The following is a 16,451-nucleotide window of genomic DNA, read 5'->3' as shown; positions in this document are numbered from 1 at the left end:
CGCACTACTCTGGAGAAATCTTTTCATGCCCAAGATTACGAAGGCTGTTTTTCCTGTCGCGGGCATGGGTACCCGTTTTTTGCCGGCAACCAAGGCGAGCCCAAAGGAAATGATGCCAGTCGTAGATAAGCCGCTTATACAGTACGCGGTGGAGGAAGCCATTGCTGCGGGTATAACAGAACTGATTTTCATAACCGGCCGTCACAAACGCGCCATTGAAGACCATTTCGATAAAGCTTTTGAGATGGAGGCCGAATTGGAAGCAAAGGGCAAGAGTGATACGCTCGAGATGCTGCGCAGCATTTTGCCGAAAAATATTTCCTGCATTTATATCCGACAGTCCGCGCCACTGGGTTTGGGACACGCAATATTATGCTCACGTCCCGCAGTGGGAAATGTGCCTTTTGCAGTTTTGCTGGCAGATGATTTACTGGTTGGCGAAGAGCCGATCATTGGACAAATGTGCCATATGTATGAACAAAATGGCTGTTCGATACTGGCTGTGCAAAATGTGGAGCGGGAGGAAACCGCCAGTTACGGAATCGTGGAATGTGGTCCCGGCATGCACGGTCTGCACCCCATCACTGGTATCGTTGAAAAACCTGCGCCCGAAAACGCCCCCTCGACTCTCGGCGTGGTCGGGCGCTATGTCTTGACGCCCCAAATTTTTGCACACCTGGAAAAAATCACGCCCGGCGCAGGAGGAGAGATCCAACTCACTGATGGCATCGCTTCGCTATTGCAGGAAGAGCCAGCGCTGGCGTATGAGTTTGCGGGTACGCGTTACGATTGCGGGAGCAAGATAGGCTACCTCAAGGCGACGATTGCGCTGGCGCTTGAACACCCAGAGGTAGGAAGAGAATTCGCGCGTTATCTCGATGCGCGATGCCAAAGAACGCCTTCTGCCTGAGAATCCTCCACCAACTCCAATTCTTATGCTGTCTTACGAAGAAGCGAGAAAGGCTTTGGCTGCGGCAGAGCAGATAATACCTGCTGACGTGGTGTCCCAAATTGTAAAGCGTATGGCGGTAGATATTACTGCGGAGCTGTCGCACCAGTATCCCCTCATATTAAGCGTGATGGGCGGAGCGGTGGTGTTTACCGGCCAATTGCTGCCGCTACTGGAGTTCCCGCTCACTTTCGATTATCTCCATGTCAGCCGCTATAACAACCAGATGCGGGGCGGGAAAATCACGTGGAAAGTCTCGCCTCATGCAGAAGATTTGAAGAACCGGGTGGTACTGGTACTGGACGATATCCTTGATGAAGGGGTAACGCTTGCGGCAGTCCGCGAGAAGGTCATGAGTCACGGCGCAAAGGCGTTTTACAGCGCTGTTTTTGCCGACAAAGATATCGGCCGGCCCAAGCCCTCGCAGGCAGACTTTGTTGGCGTTAAGTTACCGGATCGCTATGCGTTTGGTTTCGGCATGGATATACATGGCGCATGGCGGAACTTGCCCGCGATTTATGCCGTCAGAGACTGATTTGATGATCCGGATCAGAATCTGGGCAGGAATTGGGACGGTTGCATTGCACAACTCACCCCAGCTTGGCGATCTCGGACGTTCAACCCAGATTGCAGCCGGCCCCGTCGAATATTCCATCTTCATCAATTGAGGAAATATGCTTGCAATTATCGGCGGTACCGGTCTGACTCAGCTTAGCTGCCTCGAAATATCGCATCGGCGCATATTGACAACGCCGTATGGCGAGCCGTCGGGCCCGCTGACTTTTGGCCATATTGGTGACAAACGCGTTGTGTTTCTCGCGCGCCACGGCTATGGTCACACTATACCGCCTCACGAAGTAAATTATCGCGCGAACTTGTGGGCATTGCATTCCTTGAACCTGACCCGAGTCGTGGCAGTCGCATCGGTAGGCGGAATTCGCGCGGATTTGACACCCGGCACCCTAGCGATTCCAGATCAGATCATCGATTATACTCATGGCCGCAAATACACCTATTACGAGGGCACCGACAAACCGGTTTCTTACATAGACTTCACAGAGCCCTACTGCCAGTTGAGCCGCGAGCGTCTACTTGAAGCGGCGAAGCGCGCAAACGAGCAGGTGATTGCTGGCGGTGTTTATGGTGCAACTCAGGGTCCGCGTTTGGAATCCGCTGCTGAAATTATCCGGCTGGAGCGGGACGGGGTGGATATGGTCGGTATGACGGGGATGCCGGAAGCGGCGCTGGCGAAGGAACTGGGTCTGTGCTACGCGACTATTGCCGTGGTAGCGAACGATGCCGCTGGCCGTGGAACAAGCGCACACGCAATACGGCTGGAAGATGCGCATGCTGTTCTGCAAACAGCGATGGTTCGTGTCAAAGAAATACTCGTACGCGTGGTGGAATTCGATGCCGATTAAACCTGTCTTAAAAATGGGTGATCCCCGCTTGCTTGAGGTAGCTAAAACGGTGAAGGAGTTCGGCACTCCCGAGATCGAGGCGCTGATAGTTGACATGCACGACACCATGGAAGCGCTCGACGGCGCAGGCCTTGCTGCACCACAGATTGGTATCGGCCTCCAGGTAGTGATTTTCGGTGTGAAGCGCAACCCGCGGTATCCGGGGGCCGAGGAGGTTCCTTATACCGTGCTGGTGAACCCGGTAATTACGCCGCTCGGCAACGACATGGAACAGGGGTGGGAAGGCTGTCTCAGTGTTCCGGGCATGCGTGGCATGGTTCCCCGCTTTGCCCGGCTACGCTATCGTGGCTCGGATGAGTATGGAAAACCGATAGATCGTTGTGTGGATGGGTTCCACGCCCGCGTGGTGCAACACGAATGCGACCACCTGGAAGGTATTCTTTATCCTATGCGCATTACTGATTTTCGTACGTTTGGCTTTACAGACGTGTTGTTCCCGGGTCAGGCGCCAATGGATGAGTAATCAGTTTTCATTCATTGAAAGACTGGCAATAATCCGGTAGTCCGGGGAGGAGGACGTGGGACTCAGCGGGCAATTATCGTTTTACAACGATGAGCGCGAAGACCGGAAGGAAAGGAAATGTTCGTACCCACGACTGATCGGGAGTTCTTGAATTCCATTTTCAGTCATCCGCTCGAAACCCTGAGCAGGCCGCCAATTGTTGTGCCAGCAGTTGCGCCAGATTACGTGCGCTTCGCTTGCCGCTCTCGACGACGATATGCGCTGTTTCGCGGTATAAGGGATCGCGTTGCGCGTAAAGCTCAGCCAGTTTTGTTCGTGGGTCGGGGGTTTGCAGGAGGGGGCGGTTTTTGTCTTGCCGTGTCCGCCGCCATAAATCATCAATGGTTGCGCGCAAATAGATCACGGTGCCATTGCGCCTGAGCATCTCGCGGTTTTCCCGGCTCAGCACTGCTCCTCCTCCAGTGGCCAGTACGATGTCCCGGCCTTTCACCAGTTCGGATAGTATTTCGGTTTCGCGTTTGCGGAAACCGCTTTCCCCCTCTATTTCGAAAATAACCGGAATGCTGACCCCGGTCCGTTTTTGAATTTCGCGATCCGAGTCGTAGACCGTTTTTTCCAGCAGGCCAGCGACGAGTTTGGCGATTGTGGTTTTTCCCGCCCCCATCATTCCAACCAGAAAAATATTACCGCTCTCGCCTACTGCATTTCTAAGCTCAGTGTTATCGAACGCCTCGGGTGCGATTGTGGGATTCATCCAGCCATTGTAGCGGAAATGCCCCAACGGCGCGTGGGCGAATGCTAGGGCATCGTCGCTCTGCCAGTTTAGGCGGCGAGTTTGCACCGCAAGTGCGAGGGAACCACTGATCCCCTGGAAGAGACCCAGGGGGGCCTACCAATTATTTCGAAACTTCCTCATCCAAGCGCATGGGCGGCGCTTTGCCAAACTCATCCTTGTTCAATCTCCCATCCCGGTCAACATCCAGACTTTCAAATGTTCGGGCCGGCATCTTCTGCTGCGCAGCTTCCTCTGCGCTCACATAGCCATCCTCGTTGGTATCGTAAAGTTCTAATGGAGCCCTTATTACCTCCGCCTTGGGCGCCGATTTTTCCGCGTGGACCAAGCCCGGGGCGGACAGTACGCAGGCAGCCGTTGCGGCCAGCGCGAGGATCATTCTGTTCAAAGTTGAAGATGGCATGGAAGTCAGTCAGTTCATCAGAAGATAAATGATTACGAGTACAAATGCAGGCACGCCCAGAAGCCAAGCTAGAAAATATTTACCCATGATCGTTCTCCTTGGAAAACCGGAAGGATCATATTTCGCTTATTTTGACGTCGGACTGTTTGACTCCGCAATGGCAAATGGAAGTTTTATTCGGTTTATTTCATTTGGTTGCGCGACTTTAAGGAACTCACTACCGATGGCAGCACCTGCCGCATCACTAAAGTTTTCGCACTGCTGCCCAGCATTCCTGCCGCCAAGGCGATGCCGCCTTTTACCGCTCTCCGTAGCGGCTTACGCGGCAAGAACGCCAAAGCGGCAAGCAACCCCAGCGAGGCGGAGTATGGATGCCGAGCAATGAATTTGAACGTCTGGCTTCGGGGGAACGCGTCGACAGTCACCGTTTGCCGCGGTTCCTCCGTATAAACCAACTCGGACCGGTAATTATTGCGGCTGGCGTGCATTCGCTCCAGCAGCGCATTTCTTTCTTGTTCCAGTTCGCTGCTCATACTATGTCTTTCATCAGTTTGATGTCCTGCTGTAATTCGTCGCGAACAGTATCAAAAGCTGATACAGAATCTGCGCGGCTCGGCGTTCCCATATATATCACAAACGCTAATAAAGTAAAGAAAGCAGCCACGCCCCATGCGGACATCACGCGATAGGGCGTATCCCAACAGGTAATGATGACGGCCAGCCCCAGGAAAAAAAAGCTTAAGACGCCAAAGAGCGCTGCCGCCGCGTAGCCGATAATGCGCCTTTTCAGGTTCTGCCCCTGAATCTCAGCCGATATCTTCAACAGCTCCAGATATTCGCCGACGCGCTCCAAGGCGATTGCTCCCACCTGCCTGGCTTTTTTAATGGTCTCAAACATGGCGATTTCTCACTGATATGCTGGGGCCGAACGGAGCCGCCTACCGCCGGGCTGTCAATAAGCCTACTAGCAAGCCGATCGCTGCGGCATAGCCCACCGATTGCAGCGGACGTTCCTTAACGTAATCCCGGGTACATTCGATACCGTGATCCAGTTGTTCCCGGGCCTCGTGGGCAACATCCCGAGCCGTTTCCTTGGTTTCGGCAATTTTTTGTATCAAATTGTCCTTTGCTTTTTCCAGATCAATATCCGATAAACTGGGAATGCGCGAGATGAGATCGTCCAGGTCAGCTCTGAGATTCGCCAGTTCGTCGCTGGCGACCGCCCCCACCTGTTTCCCGGCCGTTTTGGCGGCGTTGCCGACCCTCTGAGCTGCATCACCGACGCGATGCGCCACATTTTCCGCTGCGGCTTTTGTATCCTCGGCTGTATTCGTGGAAGTATCTCTTTCCATGGTAAGCTCCTTTTAGTTGTTGGAAGAAAATATGTGTACTAGATTTTTACCCTTGCATGAGAACCTTCGGTTTTTCTTCAATTTTTACCCCTGCATGAGAGCCTTCAGTTTCTCTTAATTATCGCCGGGGGTATGTTCGTTGACACACATAATGGATTGGTCTGGCACGGTTCCGCTCATCCTCCTCCTTCTGCGCTCTTGAACTGTTTATTCGCATCCCAGGCGCTTGTGGCAGGATAAATGCCTATTTTTATACAGCTCAATTGAGTGAGGCCGGGCAAAAATGGTATAATTTCGCGCTAACCTGGCGTCGCGAAGATCCTTGTTTTCGACAGGTCCGAGCAATCCGGGAGTTAGTCGCCAGCTTGAATGCTGGCGTAATTTCGCACATCCGTCTTTCAAAGGGTGCTCGCAACAGAGCGGCAGCGGCGGATGGAGGCTTAACCCTATAGGAGAAACCATGTCAGTGACTATGCGGCAGATGCTGGAAGCGGGCGTCCATTTCGGACATCAAACCCGTTTCTGGAACCCGAAGATGGCTCAGTATATTTTTGGCCATCGCAATAAGATCCATATCATCAACCTTGAAAAGACCCTGACGATGTACCAGGAGGCCATGAGCTATGTGCGTCAGCTATCGGCCAACAAAGGCATTATCCTTTTTGTGGGAACCAAGCGGCAGGCCCGCGATATCGTACGCGAGGAAGCGATGCGTTGCGGCTCTCCGTATGTCGATCAGCGATGGCTGGGAGGGATGCTCACCAATTTCAAAACGATAAAACAATCCGTGAAGCGTCTGCACGATATGGAGACGATGGCCCAGGATGGTACGCTGGACAAGCTTTCAAAAAAAGAAGCGCTGGATATTCAGCGTGAGCTGGAAAAACTCCATCGCAGTCTGGGGGGCATCAAGGATATGAAAGGGCTTCCCGATGCCATGTTTGTGGTTGATGTCGGTTATCAGAAAGGAGCAATCACGGAGGCTCGCAAACTTGGCATCCCGATAGTCGGAGTTGTAGATACCAACCATAGTCCTGATGGGGTGGATTATGTCATTCCCGGCAATGATGATTCCAGCCAGGCGATACGGCTTTATGTGCGTGGCGTGGCCGATGCGATTCTGGAAGGGCGTAATCAAATGGTGCAGGAAATCGTTAAAAACGAATTTGAAGAAGTGGAAGAGGGCGCGGACTAGCAATTGCTAACTAACAACTGCTTTCCTGGCGACTGCCGGGAAGTTGGAGGCTGGGCTAGTGCCTTTTTTGCAGAGGCGGCGGAAATGAAGCCGCCTATTTTATTGAATCGAATCTGGAGTGACTATGGCTGAGATCACCGCACAGATGGTGAAAGAGTTACGCGACCTCACCGGCTTGGGCATGATGGAATGCAAAAAGGCGTTGAGTGAGACCGGCGGCGACATGAAAGCGGCGGAGGACCTGCTGCGGATCAAAAGTGGAGCCAAGGCGAGCAAGGCTGCCGGCAGGATAGCCGCAGAGGGCATGGTGGCGGCGCATATTGCACCGGATGGCAAGAGCGGCGCGTTGGTGGAAGTTAACTGTGAAACGGATTTTGTCGCCAGAAACGAAGATTTCATCAATTTCGCCCGTAATCTCGCAGAGTTGTTAACGACGGAAAGCCTGGGGAATACGGAAGCATTGGCAGGCGCTACTTTGCCCGGGGGCGAGAATGTGGAGGAATTCCGCAAGGCGTTGGTAATGAAGCTGGGTGAAAACATCAGTGTGCGACGGTTCGTGCGCTATCAGGCCTCGGGCAACCTGGCTTCATATCTTCATGGGGCCAAAATGGGGGTGATGGTCGATTACACCGGGAGTGATCCGACGCTCGGTAAGGATCTTGCCATGCATATTGCTGCGAGCAAGCCGATTTGCGTCTCGGCTGATCAGGTGTCGTCTGAATTGCTGGCGCGCGAACGGCTGATCTACACCGCGCAGGCGGAGGAAAGCGGCAAGCCTGCCGATATCGTCGCAAAAATGGTAGAAGGGCGTATCGCAAAATACTTGGCGGAAGTGACGCTGCTTGGTCAACCCTTCGTCAAGAACCCTGATCAGACCGTGGAGAAATTGCTCGCATCGAAATCTGCAAAAGTGAACGGCTTTACCCTGTTTGTTGTTGGGGAGGGCATCGAACGGAAAAGTGGCGATTTCGCGGCTGAGGTAATGGCCCAGGTAAACCAGGCGAAAGAAGAAAAGGCATCACAACCAGATTGAAAAATTCATGACGACTGCGTCTTATAAGCGTATTCTCCTGAAGCTCTCGGGGGAAGCCCTGATGGGCGACGACAGCTATGGTATCAACCGTCACGTGATCGAGCGGATTGTCTCCGAAATAGCTGACATCAACGGGATGGGTGTGCAGGTGGCGGTAGTAATCGGGGGCGGAAACATCTTTCGAGGGATGGTATCCGCTGCCGACGGGATGGATCGTTCTACAGCCGATTACATGGGGATGCTTGCTACCGTAATGAATGCCCTTGCGCTACAGGATGCCATGCGCCGTGGCGGGGTAGTAAGCCGGGTACAGTCCGCGTTACGCATTGATCAGGTTGTCGAACCTTACATTCGTGGCAAGGCAATCCGGTATCTGGAAGCAGGTAAGGTGGTGATCTTTGCCGCAGGTACCGGCAACCCGTTTTTCACTACCGACACGGCTGCCGCGCTACGGGGGATGGAAATGAACGTGGACATCGTGCTTAAAGCCACCAAGGTCGACGGCGTCTATACCGCCGATCCCAAGAAGAACCCTGACGCTGTACGCTATAAGAAACTGTCATTTAACGATGCTATTGCCCAGAACCTTCAGGTCATGGATGCCACGGCGTTAACCTTATGCCGCGACCAGAAGCTACCCCTCAATGTATTCAGTATTTTCAAGGCCGGAGCGTTAAGACGGGTAGTAATGGGTGAAGATGAGGGAACCCTCGTAGAGGTTTGACAGGTTTTTGTAAAATCGCGACTGAACCGGGATATGCCACGCTGGAGCAATCCATGGACTTGCAGTGCATCTTTTACACTATCTATGTGACCTAAAAATCATGATCGCCGACATTAAGAAAGCCGCTGAAGAGAAAATGCAAAAGAGCCTTGAGGCATTGAAACTGGACTTAGGCAAGGTTCGAACAGGGCGAGCGCATACCGGACTGTTGGATCATATCACGATTGATTATTATGGTACGCCCACGCCCATCCATCAGGTTGCCAATGTTAATCTGGCCGATGCGCGCACGATCACCGTTGCCCCTTGGGAAAAGAAGATGCTGGGTTCGGTTGAAAAAGCTATCCGCAATTCCGATCTCGGATTGAACCCTGTTACTGTAGGAGAGTTGATTCGGGTGCCGATGCCACCGCTTACGGAGGAGCGCCGTCGAGACCTCACCAAAGTTGTCAAGCATGAGGCGGAAAATGCGCGGGTGGCGATGCGAAATATCCGGCGAGACGCCAATGCTCATCTGAAGGAACTGCTCAAGGAGAAGAAGGTCGCGGAGGACGAAGAACGTCGCGGTCAGGAAGAAATCCAGAAACTCACCGACCGCTACATCTCGGAAATAGATAAAACCCTGCAAACCAAGGAAGCCGAATTGATGGCAATATAACCTAGGGCAAAATACCGTAAAATACGGGGGGAAAGCCAGATGATCTGCGAAGCGCGGATGCTCATGAATGATTAAATTCCCTAAAAATTCCTGAACCATCCTTAACTCAACCATATCCTCTCATGCCCGCTATCACGAGTTTCACCAGCTCAACCCGGGAAATACCCGAGTCACGCATCATTCCCCGCCACATTGCCATTATCATGGACGGCAACGGGCGCTGGGCAAAAAACCGCTTCATGCCACGAATGGCAGGGCATAAGCGCGGGGTGGAGACAGTTCGCACCGCGATAAAAGCATGTATCGAGCGCGGCGTTGAATACCTGACATTATTTGCTTTCAGCAGTGAAAATTGGCGCAGGCCGCCGGACGAAGTTGCCTTCCTCATGCAGCTATTCATAAATGTGCTGGAACAGGAAGTTAGCAAGCTGCACGAGAACGGGATCCGTTTTAAAGTTATCGGCGATTTATCAAAGTTCGAGCCCAAAATCGTTGAATTCATCCGCAACGGCGAAGCGCTTACGGCGGCGAACGACCGCTTCACTCTTACCGTCGCGGCCAACTATGGGGGGCGGTGGGATATCATGCAGGCAGTCCGGAAGATGCTCGCGCAGCGTCCCGATCTTGCGACGTGTTTCGATGAGAAAGACGTAATGCAGCATTCTGCGTTGAACTTCGCGCCCGAACCCGATCTATTTATTCGGACCGGTGGAGAAAAGCGCATCAGCAATTTTCTTCTGTGGCAACTGGCTTACACTGAGCTCTATTTTACCGAGACGCTGTGGCCGGATTTTGATGCGAATGCACTCGACCTTGCCATTCAGTCTTATCAGCAGCGCGAGCGCCGATTCGGGCGCACCAGCGAGCAACTGGTACAGTCCCCACACAGCAGAGAAGCGGCCGTCAAGAGAACGGCTTAGCTTGCCACTGCTCAAACGTGGCCTGTTTCCCCCTTTATAGCTATAGTCATGCTCCAGGCCAGGATTATCACCGCCGTCATCGTGTTGTGTCTGTTTCTGGCAGCACTGTTTTATTTATCCGCGGTTTTCTGGATGGTGCTATTGCTCGCCTTGACCGCCGCAGGGGCGTGGGAATGGAGCAGGCTGGCCCGTCTTTCTCTGAATTCCTCCATAATTTATCTTTTATTCACTATATTTCTGGCCGGAGAATTGCTATTCGTACTGGCGGACGCGGTCCTGACCAATCCATACAGCACCGCCTTGGAACCGCTTTATTTCACCTCATTAGCATTCTGGATATTGTATGCCCCATGGTTTTTGAAGACGAAGCATCGGGTTGGCAATCCGGCCGTCCTGGCTTTGATGGGCTGGCTCGTGCTATTGCCCACCAGTCTTGCCTTATACCAGTTGCGCGCAATCGATCCGCTTCTTCTGCTCGGCTTCATGTCCGCCATCTGGATATCAGATATCGCAGCGTATTTTTCCGGGCGCGCCTGGGGAAAACACAAGCTCGCGCCCTCGATCAGCCCGGGTAAGACGTGGGAGGGTGCAGCGGGTGCGCTCGCGGCGGTCTTGGTTTATGCCCTGATATGGAGCAATAGTTCGGGAAATGAAGCGCATGCCAGCTTGCTTGTGCCGCTGTTGCTTCTGCTCGCCGTCATGGGAATTGTTGGCGATTTGTTTGAGTCTCTTATGAAACGTCAGGCCGGGGTCAAGGACAGCGGGAATATTTTGCCGGGCCACGGTGGTATACTTGACCGGATTGATGCGCTTACTTCGACTCTGCCCCTTGCCATTTTATCCCTTCTAATTTTACAGTCCGAATTATGAGATCTGTCCGTAATCTCACCATCCTTGGCTCTACCGGCAGCATCGGGGAAAACACGCTGGACGTGGTTGCACGTCATCCAGACCGGTTCCGCGTGGTCGCGCTCACTGCTAATAAGGGCGCTCCCAAAATGCTGGAGCAATGCCTCCGTTTTCAGCCGCGTTATGCGGTGTTGCTGGACGAGGCCAGTGCGGGATGGCTTCAAGCCGAGATCCGTGCGGCGGGTATCCCTACCGAAGTCCTGTGCGGGGTCGAGTCACTGGAGAAAGTCGCATCGTTGCCGGATGTCGATACCGTCATGGCGGCAATTGTCGGTGCTGCGGGCATCCGGCCCACCTTTGCGGCAGCCAGCAGCGGCAAGCAGATCCTGCTTGCAAACAAGGAAACGATGGTAATGGCTGGACGCATCTTCATGGATGTCGTCAAAGAAAACAAGGCGACGTTACTGCCGATCGACAGCGAGCATAATGCCATCTTCCAGTCACTGCCCCACGGTTTCGCCGGGGATTTGAAGGCGGTTGGGGTACGTCGTATTTTATTGACGGCGTCGGGAGGGCCATTCCGGCAAACACCGCTGAGTTTACTGGAGGAGGTAACGCCGGGACAAGCTTGCGCACATCCCAATTGGGTGATGGGGCGGAAGATTTCCGTAGATTCGGCCACGATGATGAACAAGGGTCTGGAGGTGATTGAAGCACATTGGCTGTTTGAAGCCGGTCCCGAACAAATTCAGGTTGTGGTTCATCCGCAGAGCATCATTCACTCGATGGTTGAATATGTCGATGGTTCAGTGCTGGCTCAGCTGGGCAATCCCGATATGCGCACGCCGATCGCACATGCTCTGGGTTTTCCGGAGCGGATTGAAACCGGCGTCACGCCGCTGGATATGTTCAAAGTGGGTCGGCTTGACTTCGAGGCGCCTGACTTCAAGCGTTTTCCTTGTCTGCGGCTTGCCTATCAAGCCTTGGAGACGGGCGGAAGTGCTCCGGCTGTGCTCAATGCGGCCAACGAAGTTGCCGTAGAGTCTTTTCTTGACTGCAGCATGCCGTTTACGGCGATCCCGGCGATGATAGAGGAGGTCATGCATACGGTGGGCCACGGAGATATGACTACGCTGGATGATGTGTTGGCGGCCGATCGCCTGGCGCGCGAAGCGGCGCATGAGTGGCTGGCGTGTCTAGCATAACCAGCTCGAATTACCGGCTGTTGGTATGGGTCAAACAAGCCGGTCATACCATTCCTTGCGGATGACAAGTTCCCCGGGCATGCGCCGAGGGGGAGCTTGGTCCTGGCTTCTGTCTTCGTCTTTCCGGTGTCCTTACCCTGCGCCCTCCCCGGCGGCAAATCAACTTTTCCGAAAATCCAGCTTTCCCTGGGGTGGCGATACCCAGCCGACGTTGCAATGACCTTCTTCTCCACTGTCCTCGCTTTTGTTGTGACCCTCGGGCTCCTGATCGTATTTCATGAGTTTGGGCACTATCAGGTGGCGCGCTGGTGCGGCGTAAAGGTGCTGCGGTTTTCCATCGGGTTTGGGCGACCTTTGCTGACCAAGCGTTGGGGAAAAGACCAGACGGAATGGGTGATCGCTGCCTTTCCGCTTGGAGGGTATGTCAAGATGCTGGACGAGCGCGAAGGCAGCGTTGCGCCGCAGGATTTGCCGCAGTCTTTCAACCGGAAGCCGGTGATGCAGCGATTTGCGATCGTCGCCGCTGGACCGCTTGCCAATTTTTTGCTGGCAATCGTGCTCTATTGGGTGCTGTTCATGCTCGGCATGGCCGCCATGAAGCCGGTGATCGGCACGGTAGCGCCGGCGACGCCCGCCGCCTTTGCGGGTTTCGAGCGAGGTGAGACGATTACGAAGATAGGAGGGGAACCGGTAGCCACCTGGCAGGACGCCCGCTGGCTGCTTTTGCCGCATGCGGTCGAACGATCTTCTACCGTGACGGTAGAAACGCATAACCCGCAGGGGCACGTCCATCTGCGGCAGCTGGACTTCACAGGCATTCATGCCGACGATCTCGATAGTGATTTTTTAAAAAAAGTCGGCCTGAGCATTTATCAGCCCGACATGAAACCCATCATTGCTCATGTTACGCCGGAAAGCCCCGGGAGTCGTGCGGGCCTACATCCGGGGGATGAGATTCTGGAAGTCAATGATAAACAGATCGCGTTGTGGGAAGAGTTGGTCCAAGAGATCAGGACTCATCCTGGGGCATTGCTCAGGCTGAAAATCCGGCGAAACAATGAGACGATGGGAGTCGAAGTTGTTCCGGATACGGCGACCGAAAATGGCGGGAAGGTGGGCAAGATAGGGATCGCCCCGAAAATAGATGAAGCCGAATTCAAAAAACTGATGGTTGAGATCAGCTATACGCCGGGCGCGGCCGTGATCAGGGCAATCAGCAAAACGTGGGAAACATCGGTATTCACCTTGCAGATGCTGGGGAAGATGCTGGTCGGACAAGCATCGTGGAAGAATGTTAGCGGGCCGATAACAATCGCGGACTATGCCGGCAAATCGGCCCAGATGGGCATAACATCGTACCTCGGCTTCCTGGCGGTCATCAGCATCAGTCTGGGCGTACTGAACCTGTTGCCCATTCCGGTACTGGATGGCGGCCATTTGATGTATTATGTGATCGAAATTGTAAAGGGCAGTCCGCTTTCTGCAAAAGCCACCGAGATAGGTCAACAGGTGGGGATGGCGCTGTTATTTGCCCTGATGGCTTTTGCCATCTATAACGACGTCGTCCGGCTTATCCCCAGTTAAAGTATGAAAGCTCGCTATCTCGTCGCGCTCGTGTCTCTCGTTTGCGCTTCAGCTTCGTGGGCACGCGAGCCATTCGTAGTCAAAGACATACGGGTGGATGGAATTCAGCGCACGGAGGCAGGCACAGTATTCAGTTACCTTCCGGTGAAAGTGGGTGATACGCTGGACGATGAAAAAGCTGCAGCCGCAATCAAGGCGCTTTATGCGACGGGTTTTTTCAAGGACGTGCGGCTGGAGTCAGAGGACGGCGTCCTGGTGGTGGTGGTGGAGGAGCGTCCCGCAATTGCGCAGATCAGCATCATCGGCGCAAAGGAATTCGAAAAAGATAAGCTGAAGGAAGGCCTGAAACAGGCCGGTCTGGCCGAATCACGTATTTTCGACCGCTCAATGCTGGAAAGGGCGGAGCAGGAGCTCAAGCAGCAGTATATCAGCCGCGGCAAATACGCCGTGAAAATCACGACTACCACTACCCCGATGGAACGCAATCGGGTAGCGATCAATTTCCATGTGGATGAAGGTAAAACTGCCAAAATACGCAAGATCAATATTGTCGGGAACAAGGCGTTTAAGGAAAAGGAACTGCTCACTGCATTCGTATTGAGGACGCCAGGTCTGCTCACGTGGTTCACGAAGGAAGATCAGTATTCAAAGCAGAAACTCGGCGCCGATCTGGAGGCGTTGCGATCGTATTATCTCAATCGTGGCTATCTCGAATTCAATATCGACTCCACCCAGGTATCCATCACGCCGGACATGCAGGATATCTATATCACCGTAAACATATCCGAAGGCGAACAATATAAGGTATCGGAGGTCAAGCTCGCGGGTGAACTGCTGCTGCCGGAAGAGGAATTGCGCAAGCTCATCAAGATTGCGCCGGGCGCGGTGTTTGCGCGCGAAAAGCTGACGGAATCCGTCAAGCTCATTACTGACCGCTTGGGCGACGACGGCTACGCGTTCGCCAATATCAACGCGTCACCGCAACTCGACAAGGAAAAACGTGAGGTTGCGTTCACTTTTTTTATCGACCCCGGGCGCCGTGTTTACGTCAGGCGTATCAATATAACCGGCAATACGCGTACCCGGGATGAAGTCATCCGCCGGGAAATGCGTCAATTCGAAGGGGGCTGGTATTCAACGACCAAGATAAACCGCTCCAAGGTGCGCGTAGACAGATTGAATTTTTTCAATGCCGTCAATGTTGAAACGCCGGCGGTTCCGGGCACCACCGATCAGATTGACGTGAATGTTGAGGTTAAGGAAAAACCAACCGGCGCCGTGATGTTCGGCGCGGGTTATTCCAATATGGAAGGGTTGATATTGAGCGGTTCGATTGCTCAGGACAACATATTTGGCACCGGTAAATTCGTCAATCTCATGGTCAACACCGGCAGGGTCAACAAAACCTATTCCCTGTCTTATACCGATCCTTACTTTACCAAAGACGGCATCACCGCTGGGTTCGACATATATAAGCGTGTACTCAACACGAGTTCGCTGGTATCGGTGAACAGTTTTAATACCGATACCGCGGGAGCGGGTCTGCGTTTCGGTATCCCGGTGAATGAGAATGACAGCATTCAGACGGGGCTCGCAATTGAGAATACGAAGATCGAGCTCGGCCCGAACAGCCCGCAACGAAATATCGATTTTGTGAATGAATTCGGCACCAGTACCATCAACATTCCAGTAACACTTAGCTGGCGGCGCGACGGCCGCGACAGCGCCATCTGGACCACTTCTGGCACAACTCAGCGTATATTTGCCGAGGCAGGATTGCCGGCGGGCGATCTGACTTATTACAAAGTGAGCTACGACCTTCGATGGTATTATCCTCTTACCGACACCTTTACGCTGATGCTGAATGGAGAAGCGGGGTACGGCGATGGCTACCGTGGACATGAGCTTCCGTTCTTCAAGAACTTCTTTGCCGGAGGCAATACTTCCGTTCGCGGCTACAATATTAGCTCGTTAGGGCCGCGGGATGTGAATAACAGAACCCTTGGGGGTAATAAACGTTTAGTGGGCAGCATTGAGATACTGTTTCCAATGCCCGGCATGAGGAACGACCGATCCGTTCGCCTGAGCACGTTTCTGGACGGGGGCACGGTCTGGGGCCCCGGGGGTGTCAGGCCCGAACTGGAAGGACTGCGTTATTCCGCGGGCGTGGCCGTGACGTGGATTTCCCCCATGGGCCCCCTAAAAATCAGCGTCGCACAACCGTTGAATAACGTCCCTGGCGATAATTTACAGCGGTTTCAGTTTCAATTCGGGCAGCAATTCTAGGCGACCAAAACGTGGAGATTAAATTGAAGCACAAGATACATTCGCGTCGGGTATTAATGGCCGCGTGCATCATTTTTGTGTCCACCTGGGGATCCGCTGTTTCACATGCGGATGAGATCAAGATCGGCGTCGTCGATACCGAAAGAGTTTTGGCTGAGTCAGCGCCTGCGGTAAGAGCCCTAAGGAAGATAGAGAAGGAGTTTCTTCCAAGAGACCAGGAACTTAAGAAGATGGCCGCGCAGGCCAAGACGCTTCAGGATCTTCTGGAAAAAGAAGGGCAAAGCATGCCCGAGGCCGAACGCCGCAACAAGGAGCGCGACCTTGCGACACTCAACCGGGAATATCAGCGGGCTCAACGCCAGATGCGCGAAGACCTGAGCCTGCGACAGAACGACGAAGTTGCGACTTTGCAATTAACGGCCACTAAAGTGATTCAAGTCATCGCGGAAACAGAAAAATACGATTTGATACTGCCCCTACGAGATCTGGTTTACCGCAGTCCGCGCATCGATATTACCGAAAAAGTGATTAAGGCCCTGGCTGACAAGTAGCGCAG

Annotated in this window: 19 protein-coding genes; 14 read left to right on the top strand and 5 right to left on the bottom strand. The window is 53.5% G+C overall.

Annotated elements, in window-relative coordinates; all coding sequences use genetic code 11:
* Nucleotides 1-25: 25 nt before the first annotated feature.
* The 4 genes from galU (at nucleotide 26) to def (ending at nucleotide 2,893) form a co-directional block, all read left to right on the top strand.
* Nucleotides 26-910 carry a UTP--glucose-1-phosphate uridylyltransferase GalU gene (gene galU / locus C8R31_RS15455; protein ID WP_107695060.1) on the top strand — a complete coding sequence of 295 codons (885 nt, stop codon included), beginning with the start codon at nucleotides 26-28 and terminating at the stop codon, nucleotides 908-910.
* 25 nt (nucleotides 911-935) lie between these two features.
* Nucleotides 936-1,484: a hypoxanthine-guanine phosphoribosyltransferase gene (locus C8R31_RS15450; RefSeq protein WP_107695101.1), complete on the top strand. Its 549-nt coding sequence runs from the start codon at nucleotides 936-938 to the stop codon at nucleotides 1,482-1,484.
* A gap of 139 nt (nucleotides 1,485-1,623) precedes the next feature.
* Complete coding sequence (locus C8R31_RS15445; RefSeq protein ID WP_107695058.1) at nucleotides 1,624-2,370, top strand: S-methyl-5'-thioinosine phosphorylase; 747 nt, start codon at nucleotides 1,624-1,626, stop codon at nucleotides 2,368-2,370.
* Nucleotides 2,360-2,893: a peptide deformylase gene (gene def, locus C8R31_RS15440; protein WP_107695057.1), complete on the top strand. Its 534-nt coding sequence runs from the start codon at nucleotides 2,360-2,362 to the stop codon at nucleotides 2,891-2,893. The genes C8R31_RS15445 and def overlap by 11 nt, the downstream gene beginning before the upstream one ends.
* A 160-nt stretch (nucleotides 2,894-3,053) precedes the next feature.
* On the opposite strand, the gene C8R31_RS15435 is transcribed toward def, so the two are convergent.
* The 5 genes from C8R31_RS15435 to C8R31_RS15415 all read right to left on the bottom strand — a co-directional run bounded on the left by C8R31_RS15435 (nucleotide 3,054) and on the right by C8R31_RS15415 (nucleotide 5,441).
* Complete coding sequence (locus C8R31_RS15435; protein WP_107695100.1) at nucleotides 3,054-3,647, bottom strand: shikimate kinase; 594 nt, start codon at nucleotides 3,645-3,647, stop codon at nucleotides 3,054-3,056.
* Between the two features lie 142 nt (nucleotides 3,648-3,789).
* Entirely contained in the window at nucleotides 3,790-4,089 is a 300-nt protein-coding gene (locus tag C8R31_RS15430; protein WP_107695055.1) for an EF-hand domain-containing protein, read from the bottom strand.
* 182 nt (nucleotides 4,090-4,271) lie between these two features.
* Nucleotides 4,272-4,622: a hypothetical protein gene (locus C8R31_RS15425; RefSeq protein ID WP_107695053.1), complete on the bottom strand. Its 351-nt coding sequence runs from the start codon at nucleotides 4,620-4,622 to the stop codon at nucleotides 4,272-4,274.
* Nucleotides 4,619-4,987: a phage holin family protein gene (locus C8R31_RS15420; RefSeq protein ID WP_107695052.1), complete on the bottom strand. Its 369-nt coding sequence runs from the start codon at nucleotides 4,985-4,987 to the stop codon at nucleotides 4,619-4,621. The genes C8R31_RS15425 and C8R31_RS15420 overlap by 4 nt, the downstream gene beginning before the upstream one ends.
* A 40-nt stretch (nucleotides 4,988-5,027) precedes the next feature.
* Entirely contained in the window at nucleotides 5,028-5,441 is a 414-nt protein-coding gene (locus C8R31_RS15415; protein ID WP_107695050.1) for a YqjD family protein, read from the bottom strand.
* Between the two features lie 460 nt (nucleotides 5,442-5,901).
* Between C8R31_RS15415 and rpsB the strand changes: the two genes are divergently transcribed.
* The 10 genes from rpsB to C8R31_RS15365 all read left to right on the top strand — a co-directional run bounded on the left by rpsB (nucleotide 5,902) and on the right by C8R31_RS15365 (nucleotide 16,446).
* Nucleotides 5,902-6,636 carry a 30S ribosomal protein S2 gene (gene rpsB / locus C8R31_RS15410; protein WP_107695048.1) on the top strand — a complete coding sequence of 245 codons (735 nt, stop codon included), beginning with the start codon at nucleotides 5,902-5,904 and terminating at the stop codon, nucleotides 6,634-6,636.
* Nucleotides 6,637-6,760: 124 nt separating this feature from the next.
* Nucleotides 6,761-7,669 carry a translation elongation factor Ts gene (tsf, locus tag C8R31_RS15405; protein WP_107695046.1) on the top strand — a complete coding sequence of 303 codons (909 nt, stop codon included), beginning with the start codon at nucleotides 6,761-6,763 and terminating at the stop codon, nucleotides 7,667-7,669.
* Between the two features lie 7 nt (nucleotides 7,670-7,676).
* On the top strand, nucleotides 7,677-8,393 hold the full coding sequence (gene pyrH / locus C8R31_RS15400; RefSeq protein WP_107695045.1) for a UMP kinase: 717 nt from the start codon (nucleotides 7,677-7,679) through the stop codon (nucleotides 8,391-8,393).
* A 100-nt stretch (nucleotides 8,394-8,493) separates the two neighbouring features.
* Nucleotides 8,494-9,051 (top strand): ribosome recycling factor, encoded by a 558-nt coding sequence (frr, locus tag C8R31_RS15395; RefSeq protein ID WP_107695043.1) that lies wholly within the window; start codon nucleotides 8,494-8,496, stop codon nucleotides 9,049-9,051.
* Between the two features lie 122 nt (nucleotides 9,052-9,173).
* Nucleotides 9,174-9,971: a polyprenyl diphosphate synthase gene (gene uppS / locus C8R31_RS15390; RefSeq protein ID WP_107695041.1), complete on the top strand. Its 798-nt coding sequence runs from the start codon at nucleotides 9,174-9,176 to the stop codon at nucleotides 9,969-9,971.
* Nucleotides 9,972-10,019: 48 nt separating this feature from the next.
* A complete protein-coding gene (locus C8R31_RS15385) occupies nucleotides 10,020-10,841 on the top strand; it encodes a phosphatidate cytidylyltransferase (RefSeq protein ID WP_107695040.1) in 822 nt (273 codons plus the stop codon).
* Nucleotides 10,838-12,025, top strand: a complete 1,188-nt coding sequence (gene ispC / locus C8R31_RS15380; RefSeq protein WP_107695038.1) for a 1-deoxy-D-xylulose-5-phosphate reductoisomerase — start codon at nucleotides 10,838-10,840, stop codon at nucleotides 12,023-12,025. The genes C8R31_RS15385 and ispC overlap by 4 nt, the downstream gene beginning before the upstream one ends.
* 216 nt (nucleotides 12,026-12,241) lie before the next feature.
* Nucleotides 12,242-13,609 (top strand): RIP metalloprotease RseP, encoded by a 1,368-nt coding sequence (rseP, locus tag C8R31_RS15375; RefSeq protein ID WP_107695036.1) that lies wholly within the window; start codon nucleotides 12,242-12,244, stop codon nucleotides 13,607-13,609.
* A gap of 3 nt (nucleotides 13,610-13,612) precedes the next feature.
* Nucleotides 13,613-15,895: an outer membrane protein assembly factor BamA gene (bamA, locus tag C8R31_RS15370; RefSeq protein WP_107695035.1), complete on the top strand. Its 2,283-nt coding sequence runs from the start codon at nucleotides 13,613-13,615 to the stop codon at nucleotides 15,893-15,895.
* Nucleotides 15,896-15,918: 23 nt separating this feature from the next.
* Nucleotides 15,919-16,446, top strand: a complete 528-nt coding sequence (locus tag C8R31_RS15365; RefSeq protein WP_107695033.1) for an OmpH family outer membrane protein — start codon at nucleotides 15,919-15,921, stop codon at nucleotides 16,444-16,446.
* Nucleotides 16,447-16,451 lie beyond the last annotated feature (5 nt).

Origin of the sequence: Nitrosospira sp. Nsp2, assembly GCF_003050965.1 — a bacterium.
In the GTDB taxonomy this organism is placed as follows: domain Bacteria; phylum Pseudomonadota; class Gammaproteobacteria; order Burkholderiales; family Nitrosomonadaceae; genus Nitrosospira.
The sequence above is the reverse complement of the archived record's forward strand: the minus strand, read 5'-3'. Positions and strand labels throughout refer to the sequence as shown.